Raw genomic sequence first — 18,079 nt, forward strand, 5'->3', positions numbered from 1 at the left:
ATTCGCGCCAACAGGAGGGCAAATTCATGACCAATTCAACGTATTCAACTGCACTGACACTCTGGCTCACGATCCAGGAAAGATTCCACAAGACAGCCAAAAGCATGCCGGAACAAGACTTGACGCTCGGGCTCGGCCCTGCCTCCATCGGGTATATGCTCAGACATAACGCCGAAGTGGAATACATGTTTGCCGAGTGGTTTTTCGGCCGCAGCATCCCGGCGGACGTGGAGCTACTGACGAAAAACGGCCCTGTCGAGGGGCGGCAGTTTACGAACTTGCAGGAGCTTGCCGATTTTATGACGGCTTCCAACGAGCATTTGCTCGAAGGCATGAAAAGCTTGTCCGAGGAAGCGTGGCATACGCCTGTCAATACGCCGCTCGGCAGCTCGACTCCGCTCGAAGCGCTGGGGCGTCTGATGTACCATACAGGCATCCACGCCGGACAGATTTCGCAAATCCAAAAAGCGTTTCATACAAGAGAAAAAGAGCGCACGCACTAAAGCACCCTATTCACGCAAAAAGCGCCCCCATCCGACCTGGACAGGGGGCGCTTTTTTCATGCTTGGGTTTAACATTTTTACATGACGATTTTTCTCGCCGCGTTGACGAACATTTTCACGCCGACTTCCAGCGCATCCTCGTCGATGGTAAAGCGCGGGTGATGGTGCGGATACGTAATGCCTTTTTCCTTGTTGCCGGCAGCGACGTAGAAAAAGCAGCCTGGCGCTTTTTGCTGGAACGCCGAGAAATCCTCGCCGCCCATGGTCGGGCGCATATGCTCCACCCACTCCGCTCCCAGCGATTCCACGACTACTTCTTCCATCAAGCGGGTCACTTCCTCGTCGTTGATGACCGGACGGTAGCCGAACTCGTACTTGAACTTGTAGCTTGCGCCGTGCGCTTCCGTAATCCCTTTGATGACGCGCTCCATCAGGCCGGGAACGGATTCGCGCAGCGTCTGGTCAAAGCTGCGCACTGTCCCGCAAATTTCCACTGTGCCCGGAATGACGTTGTGTGTCGTGCCGCCCACAAATTGCGTCACGGACAAGACGAGGTTGTCGAGCGGGTCGGCGTTGCGCGAGACGATGTGCTGCAGGTTGGTCACCACTTGCGCCGCAACCGCGATGCTGTCGATCGTCTCGTGCGGAAGAGCCGCGTGCCCGCCTTTTCCGAGCACGGTAATCCAGAACGTATCAGGAGCTGCCATCATCGGCCCAGGGCAAATGCCTACGGTGCCGTACTCCATCGTCGCCCACAGATGCGTACCGATCACGATGTCCACGCCATCCATGACTCCCGCCTGCACCATTTCCTCCGCGCCGCCCGGAAATACTTCTTCCGCGTGCTGGAACAAAAAGCGCACCTCGCCTTTGATCTGGTCCTTCATCCCGGACAAAATTTTCGCGGTTCCGAGCAGCATCGACGTATGACCGTCATGTCCGCACGCATGCATCACGCCCGGATTTTTCGAGACGAACTCAAACGTGTTTTCTTCCGTAATCGGCAAAGCGTCCATGTCGGCGCGCATCGCCAGCACTTTTCCCGGCTGCGAACCGATCAGGCGGGCCATTACGCTGTTTTTCGTCGGCCGACTCACTTCCAGATTGCCAAAAGACAGAAGCGTCTCGTACACGAACTGCGCTGTTTTCTCTTCGTGAAAAGACAGTTCGGGATGCTCGTGCAAATAGCGTCTCCACGCGATTACTTGCTCTTTGACCGCCTCTGCCGCCTGATTCAATGTTGTTGCTGTCGCTGTCATCCGGTTCTCCTCCTCGTTCGGTGCGCTTTTTGCCCGTCGTCGCCAAGCTGCCGAACCCTCGTCTCTTTTGTTTGTACGCCTGTTGCTTTTCCGTCAGTCTCTCTATATTTGCTTCGCCAAAGCCAGCACGGTGCGGTACAGCACGTTGGCTCCGTCCGCGCAATCCTCAATTGTCGAATACTCGGCCGGATTGTGGCTGATACCGTCTTTGGAGCGAATGAAAATCATGCCGACCGGACACAGGTCAACCAGTTGCATGCAGTCGTGGCCTGCGCCGCTCGGCAACCGGAACGCCTCCAAACCTTCCTGGGCACACGCCTCTGCCGCCGCCTGCTGGATGCTCTCGGAGCATACGGCAGGAGCGATCCGCTGCAACAATTCCACTTTCAGCGTCACGTTCCGCTCGGCACAGATCGTTTTCGCCCGCTCGATTATGCGCTGCTCGACCTGATCGCGAACCGCTTCGTCCACATCGCGCAAGTCGAGCGAAAACTCTACCCGGCCCGGAATGACGTTGACTCCGCCAGGGAACGCCTGCACCTGTCCGACCGTCCCTACGCTTGTGCCCGTCCGCGCTGCCTCTTCCTCGATGGCAAGCATCACGAGCGCTGCCGCAGCCAGCGGATCGCGGCGCAAGTTCATCGGCGTAGCTCCAGCGTGGCCCGCTTCGCCCTCCAGCACGAATTTCATCCAGAGCGGTCCTGCGACACCCGTCACGATCCCGACGGACAAATCGCGGCTTTCCAGCACCTTGCCCTGCTCGATGTGCAGCTCCACGTACGCTTTGACGCTGCCGGGCGTGCGCGCCGCCTGACCTGTCTGATCCGGGTCCAATCCGACCTGGCGCATGGCTTCGGCAATCGTGATGCCGTCCTTGTCCGCCTGCTCCAGCTCGCTGCGCTTAATCAGCCCGGCGATCCCGCGGCTGCCGATCATGCCGTAGCCGAAGCGCGTGCCCTCTTCATCCGTGAAAGCGATCACTTCAATCGGATGCTCGGTCTCTATGCCTTGTTCCTGCATCGTCTGCAAAATTTCTACGCCTGCCAAAACGCCAAGCGGCCCGTCGAAATCTCCGCCATTCGGTACGGAGTCGATGTGCGAGCCTACGAGAACAACAGGTGCCGAAGGGTTTTTCCCCTCTTTTCGTCCAATCAGATTGCCTACCGCATCTTCGCGAACTGCCAGTCCCGCTTCCTTCATGAAGCCGGCGACGATGTCTTTTGCTGCCCGTTCCTCAGGTGTAAATGACAGCCTCGTTACCCCTCCGGCCTCCTGGGCGCCAATCTTGCCTACCTGCCCTAGTCGGTCCCACAATCGGTCCGCATTAATCATGACAAGAGACTCCTCCTTCGTAAAACCGTCTATTAACGGTTGATTTACGGCTATGTCCCTAATTGTATAATAGTCTGTCTATTTTGAAAAGGAGAAAAGCCTGCATCATGCTGATTTTTCCAGTTGGTTTTCACGGAAAAAGGCGTGCAAATGCGCTTGCTCGTTGCACGCCTTTTCTATGTTCACGATTGCAATTGGTTGAGTAGAGAGGCAGGCCCCCTAGCTTCTCAAAAATGGATCCGGTACACCTTGCGCGGACGCCCCCGCGGATGCGGGTTTTCCTCCCCGACCACCTGCGCGATGCCCTTCGATTCCAGCTCGACCAAAATGCGGCGGGCGCTGCGCGGCTGAATCTGCATGTGCGAAGCCAGCTCGTGCGCGTTGATCTCCTGCTTGCCCCGCTTTTTCAAGATCGACTCCAGCTTCGACAGCGTCATGACGCTCAGCGAAGTAAGCTGGCTCAACTCCTGCAGCTTCTTCGAGTCGTACCGATAGGCGATCTGCTCGTCGCGTCCGAGCGGCCCCACGACGCTTTTGTCGTCCAGGAAAACCATCCAGTTGCCCGCGCCCCGCTCCTTGGCGTGCAAAAGCGCAGTGCCGCCGTGGATTTCCGCTTCGTACGCCGTCTTGCCGATCCCGATTCCGCACGTCACCAGATCGGCGCGAATCCCGAACAGCTCCTCCAGGTCGGGGATCGTCGCATAGTCGCCGGTGACTTCCTGCACTTTTCCGCGCGTCGTGAAAATGACGTAGCGCCCCGGCCCCGCCGTCTTCAGCGAGCCTTGCAAATACCTGGCGTAGCGCAACAGCTTTTCCATCGTCTTGATCTCGGCGTTTTGCCATTCGTCCGTGGAAAAACTCCCGCCTGCCAGCTCCCGAAACGGATCAATCTCCATCATCTGCACAGCGATTTGCGTGTCTTTGAAATGCAGCATCTCATGCGTGCGCAAAAGCATGTGGACGACCGACAGCACGCCCGCTCGCGTCGGCACGACGCGATGCACGGGAACGCCTCTGCGCACAAGCTCCAGCTCTGCCGTCCGCAGGCAGGTCACCGCCGCCTTCGTCTTGCCTTCCTTCCACAATGCCTCATGAAAATCCGCCAGCTCATTGGCAGAGATCGCACCTTCGTAATGCTTCAGCCATTTGTAGCCTTCCGCGATTCCCGCTTCCATGAGAAAATGCCCCAGCTCCTCGCCCGAAAACGTATCGAAGCTCACCTCATCCACGCGAATCCCGAGCTGATGGGACAGATGCAGCAAGGTCCGGTACAGGCTCGCGCCAATATGCGGCACATACGCCATCGGCACCTGGATTTTTCCGGTCTGGCTCGCCATCGCATAAGGAACCTGACCCGAGAAAAGCCACATGTCCACCTCATCCAGATGCGCCATGAGCAGCTCGACGATTTCCTCTTCTCTCCAATACACAATCGGCAAGCATTCGATCTCGGGAAACTCCTGCATGACCGATTGGATAATCACAAGCGAATCATCCGCGCCGATCACGCCTAGTCGCAGCTTCAATACACGTCCCTCTTTCACAGCGTTTTTTCCTAGAATAGCAAAAATATGCCCGCACTTACAGCCACCCCCGCCTCATCCGCGGCTGACCAGCCCTCCTGCCGCCTGCCCGAGCCAGTGCGCAGCGTACAAAATCGGCACGGCCAGCAAGCAGAACGGCAGCGTACTCCAGACGAGCGGCCACGTAAGCACCCCTGCTTCAAACAGGCGGACATAGGTGTAGACGCTGTACGGCAAAACGAGCACGACTGCCGTCACGACGCCCGGTGTGTACGTGCGCAGCGCAATCGTGTGTCCGATGTGCGTGAAAACGTGCAAAAACATAACGTGCAGGCAGACGAGAAAAAACGGCAAGTACGTCCCGAGCGGCAGCGTGGCAGCCGCAAGCACGACGGCAGCGGCGAGGACGGCGAAGACGCACGTGACGGCTACGGCAAACTGCGCGGTGTTCATCGCAAGCGACGGCTCCACGAACTTTTGCAGCCAACTCGGCAGCGCGCGCAAAACCTGCTCCCGCTTCTGCGCAAGCCAGCCCTCGACCGTGATGATTTCCTCCAGATCGTGAAACACAAACACGACCAGCAACAGCCAGATCAGATTCACAAGCTCACTCATGCCGTGCCCCCTCCCTCGTCTTTTCCTGCAAGATTCCGTGCGCCAAAAACGACACCGCCTCGTCGGCGAGCTGCTCGGCCGTCTTTTCCCCCGCCAGCAAAAAGCGGGACGTCAGGCGGTAGCAGACGGCGACCATTGCTTCTGCCGCCACCTCCGGCGACAGGTCGGCGCGGACGTGGCCCGCCGCCTGGTTTTGCCGCAGATTGGCGCTGACCATGGCTGCCAGCTTGCGGTGCAGCTCATCTCCCGCCTCCGCCTGATAGAGCACCATCTGCGTCAGCTCCGGCCGCCCCTGAAAGAAGCGGAACAGCGCCAAGAGATTTTCCCGCACCTGCCCGTACACATCCGCTTCGTCCAGCGCCGTCACCTTGCTCCCTCCGTCGGCCAGCTCCCACAGCTTCGCGAAAAACTCGTCCATGAGCTGCTGGTACAGCCCTTCCTTGCTCTCGAAATACTGGTAAAAAGACGCTTGCGTCAGCCCGGCCGCCTTCACGATGTCACTCACCCTGGCACGGTGAAAGCCTTTGGCCGCAAATTCGGAAGCCGCTGCTGCCAGCAACCGTCCGCGGCTTTGCTCCCCTTTGGAAAATTTGCTGTCCATCCGTGTTGTTCACTCCTAAAAAGTAACTTTTCAGTTATATAACTCTTGAGTTACTTTTACAACTTTTGGATGATATTGTCAATCCCCTCTTGCTTTTTTGGTTTGGACTGCGTAAAATGATTGCTCAAAGGGTATCTTTCGATGGCAATGAGGGAGAAGAGTAGTCATTTTTCGAGACGGCAGAGAGCTGATGGTTGGTGCGAATCAGTGTCAAGGAAATGGTGAATGGGCTCCCGAGCTCCAAACCGAACCCGTTTTTCAAAAGCGGCAGTAGGCTTTGGCGTGACGTCCGTACGTTACAAAGGACACCGTATCAAAACGGTACGGAACAAAGCGATTTTGCGCATGGCTTTTCCCGTGTGCAAAATAACAAGGGTGGCACCACGGTTCATTCGTCCCTGTCCAGGGCGGATGGACCTTTTTGTTTTTCTCCCAAACAGATTTCCCTCTATGGAAAGGAGCAGCACTCTCATGAAAACCATTTTTTCCGGTATTCAGCCGAGCGGTATTTTGACCCTTGGCAACTACCTCGGCGCGATGAAGCATTTCGTTCCGCTGCAGGACCAGTTCAACTGCTTTTACTGCATCGTCGATCAGCACGCGATCACAGTTCCGCAGGAGCCAGCCGTCTTGCGCGAAAACATCCGCCGTCTGGCAGCGCTCTACCTGGCAGTCGGCCTCGACCCGAACAAAATGACTTTGTTCGTCCAATCGGAAGTGCCAGCCCATGCCAAACTCGGCTGGATCATGCTGTGCACCTCGTACCTCGGCGAGCTTGAGCGCATGACCCAGTTCAAGGACAAATCCGACGGACGGGGCGAATCGATTCCGGCCGGCTTGCTGGCGTATCCGCCACTGATGGCCGCAGACATTTTGCTGTACGGCACAGACTACGTTCCGGTCGGCGAGGACCAGAAACAGCACCTGGAGCTGACCCGCGACCTGGCGACCCGCTTCAACAACCGTTACGGCGACATTTTCACCATTCCGGAAGTACGCCTGCCGGAAACGGGCGCACGCATCATGTCGCTTGCCGACGGCACGAAAAAAATGAGCAAGTCCGATCCGAACCAGGGCGCTTTCATCTCCATGCTCGACGACCCGGCGACAATTACGAAAAAAATCAAGCGCGCGCAGACCGACTCGGACAGCAGCGTGCGCTATGACAAGGCAGAAAAGCCTGCCGTATCGAACCTCATGACGATCTACTCGCTCTGCTCCGGCAAGTCGCTGGAAGAGATCGAAGCGATGTACGAGGGCAAAGGCTATGGCGCATTCAAAACCGACCTGGCGGAAGTCGTGGTGGAGACGCTGCGTCCGATCCAGGAGCGCTACGAGCAACTGTTCCATTCCTCCGAGCTGGACGACATCCTCTCGGCGGGCGCAGAAAAGGCAAATGCCGTGGCGAATGAAATGCTGCACAAAGTAGAAAGAGCAATGGGAATGGCGCGCTAGGAAAATCGAGACGCAAAACGGGCCGGGAAGCTTCTCCCGACCCGTTTTTTCATTTGTGAGGCAGACGAGACGCGCGGCTTTGCGACGGCAAGCAGTTGTGCCGCCCGCTCCTGCGTGAAGCTCTCCCCCGCGGCCCTTACTTTTCTGCGCTTCTGACAAAAAGATGCACCTTCGCCGTTTTTCCGGCATAGCGAATCGAAATCGTCGCGCGCGTGCCCGCTTCCGCATCGGCCAGAACTGACACCCGGCCTTCCTCGTCCACCTCGATCTGCGCGGGACGGCTGGACTCGAACTCGATTCCTTCTGCCTTTGTCACGTCTTCCGAAGTGCCGTCGCCGAATATCGCCAGCACCTCAAGCTGCGCTTCCTCTCCGGGAGCGAGCTTCAACGACTTCAGTTTGGCTTCGAGCGCCTCCAAGGCAGCGTTCCCCGCGACGTAGGTCGCCGCCGACTTGACTGTGAAGACGGCCAGGTCAGCTTCTTGCGCCACCTGGAGCGGCTTGCCCTTCGCCCCTGTTACTGCCCGCCACTGCTTGTTGCGGTACGTGTAAGCTTGCAGCTTTTCACCTGCATCGGACGCCAGCGGCAGCGCGAGCGTAAACCCTGGCTCGCCAAGGCTGCCCAGCGCTTTTCCGTTGCTCCACGCTTCGAGCAAATAGGCTTCACCCGGATGGGAAACGCCCTTCCAGCCGCTTGCTTCTGCCGCTGTCAGGGAGAGGGCAAATTTTCTTCCGCTTTCCTTGGCAAAATAAGCTCCCGGTACTTCTACCCATGCTCCTGCCGGAACGGTCAGCCTGATGCCGACCTCTTTTTTCTTCAGCAGCTCGACCAGCTTCTGCTCCAATGTAATCCGCTGATCTGCCTGCCCTGCTTTTTTGCTGCGGGGACGGTCGGCCGTATCGGCATCCGCACCGTCTTCCTCTGCCCCCTCGCCTTCCATGCGAATGAACAGCACCGGGGAAAAGCCGATTTTTTCCTGCACGTCTTCGATGGCTTCCAAAAAATCGTCCAGCGTGTCGAGCGCGTCGCCCACTTGCTCGTCTTGGGCTTTGATCTCGGCCCCAGGCTCGACGGCCAATGTGCTTGCCTGTTTCAGCAGCGTTTCTGCCAGCAGGCGAACACGCTTGGCTACGTCCTTAGGAACCGCCTTTGGCGCGAGCGGTTCCAGCACTGTGTTTGCAAAATTCGCCAAGGCGGCGAGCCCCAACCTTGCCAGCTCCGCATCCGCTTCCTCGTCGCTTGCGAGGGGCGCAAATGCTTCGTCCAAAAAGCTTTCGCCAAGCGCAAGCAGCGTCTTTTCCCGAACGACTCCGCGCTCCGCCTGCTCCGCTACAGCAGCCAGCACGGTCGAAACGGAATGCGCGACCGCGTCCCACTTCTCGGCCTGGTTGACCTGTTTGGCGGCGAGCAGCTTTTCCAGGCTGGCAAGCACCCGCTGCACCTGTTCCTCGATGCTCTGTTCATCTTTTGCAGACAAAATGGCCTGTTCTGCCTGCTTGTTTGTTTCTTTTTGCCTGTCTGGCGTCGGTGTCGGATCTGGCGGAGTGACAGGAGGCGGCGGGGTTGTCGGTTTGGCTGGCACCTGGACGGTCAGCTTTTCGGTGCTGGCGCTCGTACCGTCCGACCCCCGGGTTACTAGCAAAATCAGCTCGATGTCCGTCCGGCGACTCGGCGGCGTGATCGTGCCATCCAGCGCGATGACGCCTGTGTCACTCGATTGCTTGATCGCGACCGTAAATCCTGCGGGCACTTCAGGCAAACGCAGCCTTGTCGCCCCCGCTGCCGGCTGCGCAAGACCCGTGATGCCGTCCGCCACTTCCTGCGCCGTCGTCTCGTGCTCGCCCTGATCTTGCAAATGGATTTGCACAAGCACCGGATCGTGGTCGCTCACCCGGCCCTCGCCCTCGGTGAATCCGGCATTGATATGCACGATGTCCACCTTTGTGCTTTTTTCCAGATGGGGGCTGACCAAAATTTGATCGAGCACCTGGGAATTGCCCTGGTACACGTAGGTGTACTGTCTGCCCGGCGGCAGCTTCTCGACCATATTGGTCAGAGCGCCATCCGTCAGCGCTTTCACTGGATTGGAAAACGGAAAGTCGTTCAGGTCGCCCAACACGACCACATTGGCCTTGGGATCTGCTGCGTGGATTTGTTTCACAAAGCCGTTCAGCACGCGGGCGATTTTCATTCGCTGCTTCTCGCTAACCAGCTCCGGCGGCTGCTGTTTGCCGAACAGCGCCCCATCCCCGCCCTTGGAATTGAAATGGTTGGCGATGACAAACACAGGCTTGCCCTGGAAGACGAACTGCGCCGCCAACGGCTTGCGGCTGGACGCGAATGCCTCGTTGTTCGGGTCGACCCGGCCTGGATTGCGCGAGAGGTACGCCGCTCCGTCGCGTGTCTCGACCTGTACTGCCTCTGTTGCCGTTCCCGCTACGCCCTCTGCCAGTTGCACGCGAGCCGGGTTGTAGAAAAACCCGACGCGGATGTTGCCGCCTGGCTGGCCCCCGTCCTGGTTGTTCTCTGGCGCGATGTCGATGTAGCGATAGGCAGGGCCGTTCTTTTGCTGGATTGCCTTGCGCAAGGCATCTGCGGATTTCGCGGCATTTGTTTCGCCGTCGTCCGTCGGTCCGTTGTTGTCCTGCATTTCCACTACGCCGATAATATCCGGCGCTTTCATGTTCTCGACGATCGTTTCCGCGATTCGCGTTATTTTTTGGGACTCGGTTTTGGCCGAAAAATTTTCAATGTTGTAGGAAGCAATCGTCAACTCATCGTCTTTCGGGGCGAGTGTCGTCACAGTCGGTTTGTTGCCGCCCGACTGGACGGAAACCGTTTCGGTGGGATACAGCTTGTAATTGGCAAAGCTGTAATCAATGATCCCTACCAGAGGCTCGGAGATTTTGTCGCCAACCATTGGACGCTCCAAAATCGGCACGAGTTTGTCTGCTACAGTGATGCGCTCAGGGTGAAAATCGTCGGCTGCAAGCACCACGCCGCCTGCCGGCGTACGCGGCTGTCCGCGATGCGCCTCGTCGTCAATGACGACGAACTCTACGCTTGCCGGGTTCGTGAAAACTTTTGTTTCCCCGACTACGACCGGATTGTCGACCTGCACCAGCATCCCTTCGAGGCTCTCCCAGAAGTCAATGCCGTCCTCCTCCGGATCGAATGTGCCCAGGCTGTCGTTGTCAATGATCCCCTTCGGATAGCGGTAGCTTCCTTTCCCTAAAACAACCGGGTCCGGGAGCGGCTGCGCCTTTTTGACAACGGTGACTCTCGCCGCGTCAATCTGCGTCTGGGTGAGATCGGTCGCCGCTCGGTTTTGCGACACGTACTCCTTCACCGTACCGTCTACCTTCACTTCATCGCCCGCGTTTACCGCCGCTTTCGGCTCGTACACGTAGATGCCCTCGGACGTGCGCGGATCGTCGTCCGGAAGCGGGTCTTGCATGTAGAAGCCTTGTATTGTTCCGCCGCTTTTCACGACTGCCGTGACGATTCCCGTGACGGCTTTTACCGTGCCGTTTTCCAGTGGGGACTGGTGGGAGGCTCCCTGAATATCGCGAATGCGCACGCTCTCTTTTTGGATCGTGTAGCGGAAGCTGGCGACTTTGCTGTCCGTGAAACCTTCCTTGACGGCAAACGCCTGAATCGTCGTATCCGCGTCGAGCTGGATCGGCTCCGTATAGACGGCACTGTCTCTGGTCGGCTCCGTGCCGTCTGTCGTGTAGTAAATTTTCGCGTCTGCCATGGACGTGGACAAGCTCACTTTGGTGCCTGCCGCGACCAGCGGGCCTTGCGGATACGCCGTCACCGTCGGCACCCGCGTCTCATCCTCGACCAAATCTGCCTGCGTCCGCGGCACCAGTTTGTATTCGTTAAAATCGTAGTTGACCACTCCGGTGATGCTGGCGTAAGTCGTGCCCGGTTCCAGCAGGAGAGTGACGGGCGGGCGGGAGAGGAAGTTGCCCTGATCGTCTTGCAACGTATAATTGCCGCTTTGTACAGACTGGACCGTCACATTGCGGACCGTCACCAGTTGGCCTTCGATGGCTTCCCCCGCATGGGACGCAAAATTCACCGATGTAACCGACTGCGGCGTTGGCACACCTGCCTGCTTTTCCACGACTGTCACGTCGTCGGTTGCGGCTTCGAGCTGGGCCAGCCCGTAGTAGTCATTCATTTTTCCGGTCGCCCGGATTTTGTCTCCGACCGCGATTTTGGCGGCAAACCCTGGACCGCGCACGACCAGCCCGGCCGTTTCGTCCTGCATGTAGACGTTGTTTTGGCCCCCCGCCTCAAAGATGGCCGTCACGGTTCCGGCAACGCTCGCGGTTGTTCCTTTTGCCAGCGCCCTCGCCTCGGCAATCGTGCTGGTCGAAAGCACAGACTTGGCAATCGGCACAGGCTCGCTCTCGAACATCTTGCCGTGCTCGCTTGCGAGCTGCTGCGTCACGTAGACGGTTTCCAACTGCTCGATGCCTTGCAGCAAATAAGAAAACGCGCCGTTCTCCCCTGCGTTGCCTGTCGGATTGCCGCTGAGCAGCAGGCTGTTGCCATCTGGCGCATCATAGGCGCGCAAAATCGCCTTGCCTGCGGCTGCCCCCGCTTGGCCGTTTAACTCCGCTGCACTTCCCGTTTGCTGCAAGCTGATTTTTTCAGCCGTCAAGGCCGGGCTTGCCTCGGCTGGCAGCAGCTCGATGCTTTCGCTCTCCTGTTTGCCGCTCTCCGTCGCTGTGAGATAGACCGCTGCCGAAGTCGGATGGGCAAAAGTCAGTTCGACCTGGCCGGAATCGTTCGACACCTGCTCAGCCAAAGGCGTTTCGCTGCCAGCAGGCGGGCTTGCGTACACCTTGATGGTGACGTGCGGACGGACTTGGCCGCGAATGACGGCTTCCGCCGGATTCGTATTGTCAAACAGCAGCTCCCGGCCGCTCGGCTTCTCGCTGACATCGCTCTCTGTCGGCGGCGGCTCTGCCGGACTCTGCGTATTTTTCGGAGTAGGCTCTCCCACCACGAAGTCGGCGCTGTTGTTGTCCGTGTCCCAGCCGTTTCCGCCGTTTGGTACGATGCCATCCGCTCGGCTTTTGCGGGAAGCGCTGGCGGAGTTCGACGTAGCGGGAGCAGGACCAGCCCCCTCATAGCCATTGGCCGCTCCGAAGCCGACCAGATCGACTACATCGGGCCGGGCGGACACATCGGCTCCCGTCAAGATAGTTCCGCTGCTGACGAGGGCCACTTTTCCAGCCGTGCTTCCCATGGCAATCGCGCCCTCGTCATCTGCGGCGGGCAGCCCGATCGTTCCCCCTGTTCCTGCCGCCTGCTTAATCAAGTAATATCCGTATGGAGCGATGCTGCCCGTCAAGTCTGTCTTGCTCCATGTCGGCCCGCTTGCTGAAGCGTACTGCACAGACCAGCCTGCAAGCGAGACGGTCGTGCCCGTCGGATTGTACAGCTCAATAAAGTCGTTTTTGTAATCGGCCCCGCTGTTTCCTCCGCCTCCGTACACCTCGCTGATGACGACATGTCCGGCTTGCTGCGCTTTTGCCTGCGGCTCCCATCTGCTCGGCAAAACCGCGCTCGCGACAACCGCCGCGATCAGCGCCAGCTTCGAGAGACAGCGCAATCTTCCCTTTTTGCTTTGCATTCTCTTTTTCTTCCTCCTCTCAAACATGCGAAACCATAAACTATACACATCGTAAACATACAATCCGAATTTTATGTAAATTGGATGTAAAGAATGTATATTCCTTCCATTCTTGTAAAATAAAAACCTTCAAAGCGAGTGAACGCAACTTCAAAGCAGAGCAACCGAATCGGCTGTTTGTAACGGATATTTCCTGTATTGCTTTGATGGACAAGTTCTATTTCTTGTCAGCGATACAGGATCTTTTCTATCAATGAGATTGTCGCTTGGCAGGTCTTCAAAAGGAACGATCTCCCATTGGTCATAGACACCGTAGAAGAGCTGCATAAGGAAAGAGACGTGCAGGGAGCGATTCTCCATTCGGATCAAAGCTTCCCATACACGTCCCAGCAGTACAACAAGCGACTCGAAGAAAAACTAAAAACCGGGATCTATTCGACGCCAGGCGCACAGGTGGGTCTAAAATATCCCGGCGCTAGTGGGTCAAATTAATTCCGGCGTTGACATGCTCCCGCTGCGTACGGAAACACACTGGCCGCTTAGGCTTTTTTATAGCTGTCTACTTGACAGGGGTACGTGCATCCTTCACTGAGAGGATCGAACTATGCGTTTATCTCACCAAACTCGAAATAAGGATCAATAATACAAAGACAAAAAACAGAATCAGAAATGAATAACCAAATATTCTCAACCATCTTGGCATTGTTTTCATATTTATTTTTTTAGGTGGCCCGCTTCCTTCTATTCGCTGCGCATCCTCCAACATTTCATTTATAGGATTGCGCTCTGAAACGGATTTATCTGTGGGCATCGTTTCATTCTTTTCATTCATTTATTATCCCTCCCTCATAGGAAACAAGCCGGGGCTACTCAGCCCCAGCTTGTTTAGTCCTGCAATTGAACTTCGTCATTTAGAACTTTCACCTTTTTCGAAGCCTTTTTATACAATTCTTTCTTGTATTTCTCGAATGCTTTATTAAAGTCATCAAGATTGTCTATTGCATTTGGGAGTACCCCGTCTTTTACGAGTTTTTCAACCAAGTTTGAAGTACTTAGCTGCTTCCTATACATGTCCGGAGCATATTCTTCCCAGTATTTGTCTTCACTTAAACCAGTTACTTCTATAGCATTCCTTTGAAATTCTTTGGATTTCTCATCAGCATTTTCTAATATTTCTTTCATTTTGATCGAATATTCTTTTGCTGTATTTAAACTAACTGACACACCTTGATTTTCAGCTTCCTGAACTAATAGTTCATCCATTACCAATTCCGTCAACAAATCATTATCTGATATTTCATTCGAGGCTTTATTGAGCTTTTGATTAGCCTTCATGTAAGCCTTATAGATTTTAAATTCCTTATCAGTAATACTTTCATTTTCAACTTGAACTAAGGTGCTTTCTTTAGTTGATTTGATGTTGACTATCTCTTCTTTAAGGGACTTGAAAACTTCAGTTTGTTCGTTTGTCGCAAAAGAGGATATTGCTAAAGCTGAGCCCAATACAGTCAATAGAGAGAGGGAAATTGAGAGTTTTTTCATCCTTTTTCTACCTCCTTTTTTTACCAGCTAAAGTCTACTTGGCCAGTTGTATTCGTTTGATAACCTTTGCTCGATGATACAATATATGCACTCGTGCCATAACTACTGCCTTCTGTCGCATTATATGATTTTGTACCTGTCCAATTTCGTCCTGTAACCACTGTATTAGGCTCAGAAACGTAAGAGCTTGTGTTAGGCAAAGATACCGAGGACCCTCTGACATTTAGTGTACCCACACCTAGGCTACCTCCAAAAGTACTTGCGGCACTCGAACTAATGCTTGCACTTAGATCCCACCTAGTTGCTACTTTTGTTTTAGCTGTGTAGTCAATTGAAAAATCTGAGATGACCTTCGTGGTTAAAGCAACAGGCGTGTATATATAGCCTGATGAAGAAACCCTCCAGGCATTTAACCAGTCGGTATCAGTAAACGAAGTGGTTGTCGCGTGACTCGGTGTCGAAAAAGACAGTACTCCCACTAAAAGTGTTGCTGCCGTAAAAATTGCAGAGCCTTTTTTCACTAGTGATTCCTCTAGTTCTAATTTTTTTGGAATATTACACTAATAAAGACGGATGAATGTTACAAAAAGTTACAAAAAATACAATTTATTTTTTGGGGGGCAGTATGGTGTATCTTCAAAACTCACTAATTGAAGGGATATAACGAGACTTTGTTTGTAGGATGAATGTTGAACATGATTTCTTTGTGAAAATCTGCGAGTGCGGACGGGGAAGAGGCGGACCTCTCCACCCAGAGCCCAAAACGTGTGTGGCGATAGACTTATAAAGGCTTGTTTATAGACTGTCTACTTTACAAGGGTAAGATCAGGTGGCTTTTTTTTGTCTTTTTGTGCTTACTCTTCCGACACCTTCATATTGCGTGCGATATAGAGAAACGGCGTCGAAGCAGCCGAGACGACGAACTTGATTAAATACGTGGTCAATAAAATTTGCCACCACACTTCCAGCGGGTAGACGCCCCAAAAAGCGATCGTGCAAAACGTCAAGGAATCGAGCAACTGGCTGAACAGCGTACTCCCGTTGTTGCGAATCCACAACTGGTTGCGTCCCGGGCACTTTATCTTCAGCCAGGAGTAAATTTTCACGTCCACGAACTGGCTCAGCAAGTACGCGCACAGGCTGCCCAAAGCGAGCCTTGGCATCAGGCCGAACAGCTTTTCCAGCGATTCCTGGGCAATGTCTTCCGGCTGCGGATCAAACAACAGCACGAGCTGCATGATGATCGTCGTCGCGATCAAGGTGAAAAAGCCGAACCAGACCGCCTTTTTCGCCGCCCGCTCGCCGTACTTTTCATTCAGCAGGTCTGACACCAGGTAGATGGATGCATAAATCGTATTGCCGAGCGTCATGACCAGCCCGAACATCTCGATGGTTTTGACCACCTGAATGTTCGCCAGCACCGTAGCCATTCCGATCCAGGCGTACAGCCCCATTCTGCCGAACAGGCGGTAGCAGAGCAGAAACAGCCCGAAATTCACCAGAGCAAAACATACTCCGAGTGCAAGATTAAACATATGATAGCCTCCTAGTTTTGATAACGCGGGAGTTTTTCGAACCGCGGCCCTTTTGGGCATTTCATCATTCTACTTGGAATCGGCTGTTTGCGCAATGCTCGCAGGAAGCTGCCCCGCCCGCTTTTTCCCTGTTACTGTTTTGTAGGCGGGCTGTCACTTGTCTGTAACCATCGGATCCACTCTATCGTACATAATGAACGTGTAGCAAGACACATGAACTCACTCACCACACACTCACCTGACACCATGAACAAACACCAAGATGGGAGAGAACATTCAACATGAACAACTGGAACAAAATCGTCACAGGGACATTGCTCACCTCGGTGCTTTTCACCGGACAAGCCCTGACCGCCGACGCCGCAAGCACAGGCTCTGCCACAAAAGACCTGCAGGCGCTCGCGGAAAAAACGGCTGACGTGACAGGCGACAAAAAGGCCGACACGATCACGCTCTACGGGAAAAAGGACAAAAACAGCCCGTACATTTCCGCCCTCACTGTCAAAGTAACAGATGGCCAAACCAAGAAGTCGTTTCCGATTGACGTCAAAGACGGCGGCTATGAGCCCAAGCTGTCCGTGCAAGACTTCACCTACGACAAAAAAGGCGAGATCATGGTTACCGCAAATACGGGCGGCAGCGGCGGCTACACCACCCAGCACATCTACACCGTCCAAAACGGCAAAGCCGAAAAGCTCAGCCTGCCTGGCCTTGATAAAGACAAACAAGGCATCGTTGGAGACGGATTTGTCGAGTTGAAGCCAATCGACAACAACAAAAACGGTCTTTACGTGCTGGAAGGCACAGAGCGCCTGACCGGAGACTACAACGCAGACGTGCGCGGCTACCTCAAATCGAAATGGAAATGGAGCCAAAGCAAGTGGGAACTGATGAGCGCCCATTTTGAGCCGACCAAAGCGGAGAAAACAGTGTATCAAGGCTCTTTTCGCAGCTACGACTCCGCTTATGATTTTCTCGCTCCACAATCGTGGAACGGGAACATCCTGATCGACGAGAAAACAGGCCCGCATGCCGATCCATACTTGCCAGAGGCCAAGAGCGTGACCTCCTTCCTGTTCAACAGCAGCAAGGCGGAAGACCAGGCAGCGGTCGTCGTGATTTACGCTTTTGACAAAAGCGACTGGAAAAAGCTGAACACGCCAAATGAACCGCCAGTCGGCTACGAAATCGCGCAAAATCCCGCAACCAACACCGTCTACGTCGCGGCTCTGCCACAAGACAGCGTGTTTGACCCGGCGACTGACAAAGGCAAAAAGTTTCAATCGCTCGTCATGACGCTGGATGAAGTGAAAAAGGCGTTCGTGCTGGTGAAGCGCTAAGCTTGGCAACAGACGCTTCGGGCAACTGAGGGAGATGGGCGACGGACCAAACAAGCAGCTTAGCAGACAAGTAGCTCAGCAAACAAGTAACTCACCAAGCAGAGCAGCTCACTCAACAAAGCAACTCGCTCAACAAGCAACTCGCTCAACAAGCAAGGACACCTTCTGCTCATGACGAAGCAAAAGGTGTCCTTTTTTGCAAAAACTGGCTTACCTGGCGCTTTCCCTCTTCCCCGCAAGTCCAGCCTCATTCTTTTTCATACATAAAAAACGCTCAACACCGGGGTAGACTTCCCCCAGACTCTCCACCGCAAACCCGCACGACCGATAAAAAGCAACCGCCTCCCGATCGGTTTCCGCCTGAATGGCAGCCAACGAGTGCAGGGCCAAGACGTCGTCGATCAATTGGCGTCCGACGCCTTGTCCCCGCCGCTCTTCTGTGACCGCAATATGCAAAATGACCGCCGTATTCTCAGTCGGATTCCTTTTCAGCCCGATAATCGCGAAGACGCTGTCGCCATCGACGCAGGCGTACAAGCTCCGATTCGGATCGGTCTTGTACAATCTCATGAGCACGTTCAGCTTTTCCGGTGTCGGGTTGTACAGGCACGGCGCGATTACGGCCGCGACATCGGCGGTCAGCTCATCGACCTGTTGTAACGTTAACGGAAGCATGCTTTCCCTCCTTGATCGGGCCGTGCAGTCTTTTCGCAAAGCGGCC

13 protein-coding genes and 1 other annotated feature are annotated in these 18,079 nt (G+C 55.0%); of the genes, 3 read left to right on the plus strand and 10 right to left on the minus strand.

Features of this window, described 5'->3' with window-relative positions; translation table 11 throughout:
• Positions 1 to 26: 26 nt before the first annotated feature.
• Positions 27 to 503 carry a DinB family protein gene (locus AC3WQH_RS09020; RefSeq protein ID WP_005836091.1) on the plus strand — a complete coding sequence of 159 codons (477 nt, stop codon included), beginning with the start codon at positions 27 to 29 and terminating at the stop codon, positions 501 to 503.
• A 77-nt stretch (positions 504 to 580) separates the two neighbouring features.
• On the opposite strand, the gene AC3WQH_RS09025 is transcribed toward AC3WQH_RS09020, so the two are convergent.
• From AC3WQH_RS09025 to AC3WQH_RS09045, 5 genes are all read right to left on the minus strand, one after another.
• Positions 581 to 1,762 carry a M20 family metallopeptidase gene (locus AC3WQH_RS09025; protein ID WP_007782819.1) on the minus strand — a complete coding sequence of 394 codons (1,182 nt, stop codon included), beginning with the start codon at positions 1,760 to 1,762 and terminating at the stop codon, positions 581 to 583.
• Positions 1,763 to 1,864: 102 nt separating this feature from the next.
• Positions 1,865 to 3,094 (minus strand): Zn-dependent hydrolase, encoded by a 1,230-nt coding sequence (locus AC3WQH_RS09030; protein WP_026557928.1) that lies wholly within the window; start codon positions 3,092 to 3,094, stop codon positions 1,865 to 1,867.
• A 227-nt stretch (positions 3,095 to 3,321) separates the two neighbouring features.
• Positions 3,322 to 4,620 (minus strand): helix-turn-helix domain-containing protein, encoded by a 1,299-nt coding sequence (locus AC3WQH_RS09035; RefSeq protein WP_327953273.1) that lies wholly within the window; start codon positions 4,618 to 4,620, stop codon positions 3,322 to 3,324.
• A gap of 72 nt (positions 4,621 to 4,692) precedes the next feature.
• Positions 4,693 to 5,232, minus strand: coding sequence for an HXXEE domain-containing protein (locus AC3WQH_RS09040; RefSeq protein WP_005836087.1), 540 nt, complete (start codon positions 5,230 to 5,232; stop codon positions 4,693 to 4,695).
• Positions 5,225 to 5,833, minus strand: coding sequence for a TetR/AcrR family transcriptional regulator (locus AC3WQH_RS09045; RefSeq protein ID WP_007782827.1), 609 nt, complete (start codon positions 5,831 to 5,833; stop codon positions 5,225 to 5,227). The genes AC3WQH_RS09040 and AC3WQH_RS09045 overlap by 8 nt, the downstream gene beginning before the upstream one ends.
• Before the next feature lie 138 nt (positions 5,834 to 5,971).
• Positions 5,972 to 6,236 (plus strand) — a binding site (T-box leader).
• 68 nt (positions 6,237 to 6,304) lie between these two features.
• Between AC3WQH_RS09045 and trpS the strand changes: the two genes are divergently transcribed.
• Entirely contained in the window at positions 6,305 to 7,288 is a 984-nt protein-coding gene (trpS, locus tag AC3WQH_RS09050) for a tryptophan--tRNA ligase (protein ID WP_005836084.1), read from the plus strand.
• 136 nt (positions 7,289 to 7,424) lie between these two features.
• Here the strand turns inward: trpS and AC3WQH_RS09055 are convergent, their stop codons facing one another.
• From AC3WQH_RS09055 to AC3WQH_RS09070, 4 genes are all read right to left on the minus strand, one after another.
• Positions 7,425 to 12,941: a DUF8508 domain-containing protein gene (locus AC3WQH_RS09055; protein ID WP_492331992.1), complete on the minus strand. Its 5,517-nt coding sequence runs from the start codon at positions 12,939 to 12,941 to the stop codon at positions 7,425 to 7,427.
• A gap of 610 nt (positions 12,942 to 13,551) precedes the next feature.
• Positions 13,552 to 13,773, minus strand: coding sequence for a hypothetical protein (locus AC3WQH_RS09060; RefSeq protein WP_005836668.1), 222 nt, complete (start codon positions 13,771 to 13,773; stop codon positions 13,552 to 13,554).
• Positions 13,774 to 13,826: 53 nt separating this feature from the next.
• Positions 13,827 to 14,483 carry a SurA N-terminal domain-containing protein gene (locus tag AC3WQH_RS09065; RefSeq protein ID WP_005836666.1) on the minus strand — a complete coding sequence of 219 codons (657 nt, stop codon included), beginning with the start codon at positions 14,481 to 14,483 and terminating at the stop codon, positions 13,827 to 13,829.
• An 854-nt stretch (positions 14,484 to 15,337) separates the two neighbouring features.
• Complete coding sequence (locus tag AC3WQH_RS09070; RefSeq protein ID WP_007782840.1) at positions 15,338 to 16,018, minus strand: queuosine precursor transporter; 681 nt, start codon at positions 16,016 to 16,018, stop codon at positions 15,338 to 15,340.
• A gap of 281 nt (positions 16,019 to 16,299) precedes the next feature.
• Here AC3WQH_RS09070 and AC3WQH_RS09075 point away from each other — a divergent pair, with 281 nt between their 5' ends.
• A complete protein-coding gene (locus AC3WQH_RS09075) occupies positions 16,300 to 17,358 on the plus strand; it encodes a YybI family spore inner coat protein (RefSeq protein ID WP_005836656.1) in 1,059 nt (352 codons plus the stop codon).
• 210 nt (positions 17,359 to 17,568) lie between these two features.
• On the opposite strand, the gene AC3WQH_RS09080 is transcribed toward AC3WQH_RS09075, so the two are convergent.
• The gene (locus tag AC3WQH_RS09080; protein ID WP_007782845.1) at positions 17,569 to 18,033 is read right to left on the minus strand and encodes a GNAT family N-acetyltransferase; all 465 of its coding nucleotides are present in this window, start codon (positions 18,031 to 18,033) and stop codon (positions 17,569 to 17,571) included.
• Positions 18,034 to 18,079 lie beyond the last annotated feature (46 nt).

The organism is Brevibacillus sp. FW301-21C12A (assembly GCF_058788915.1).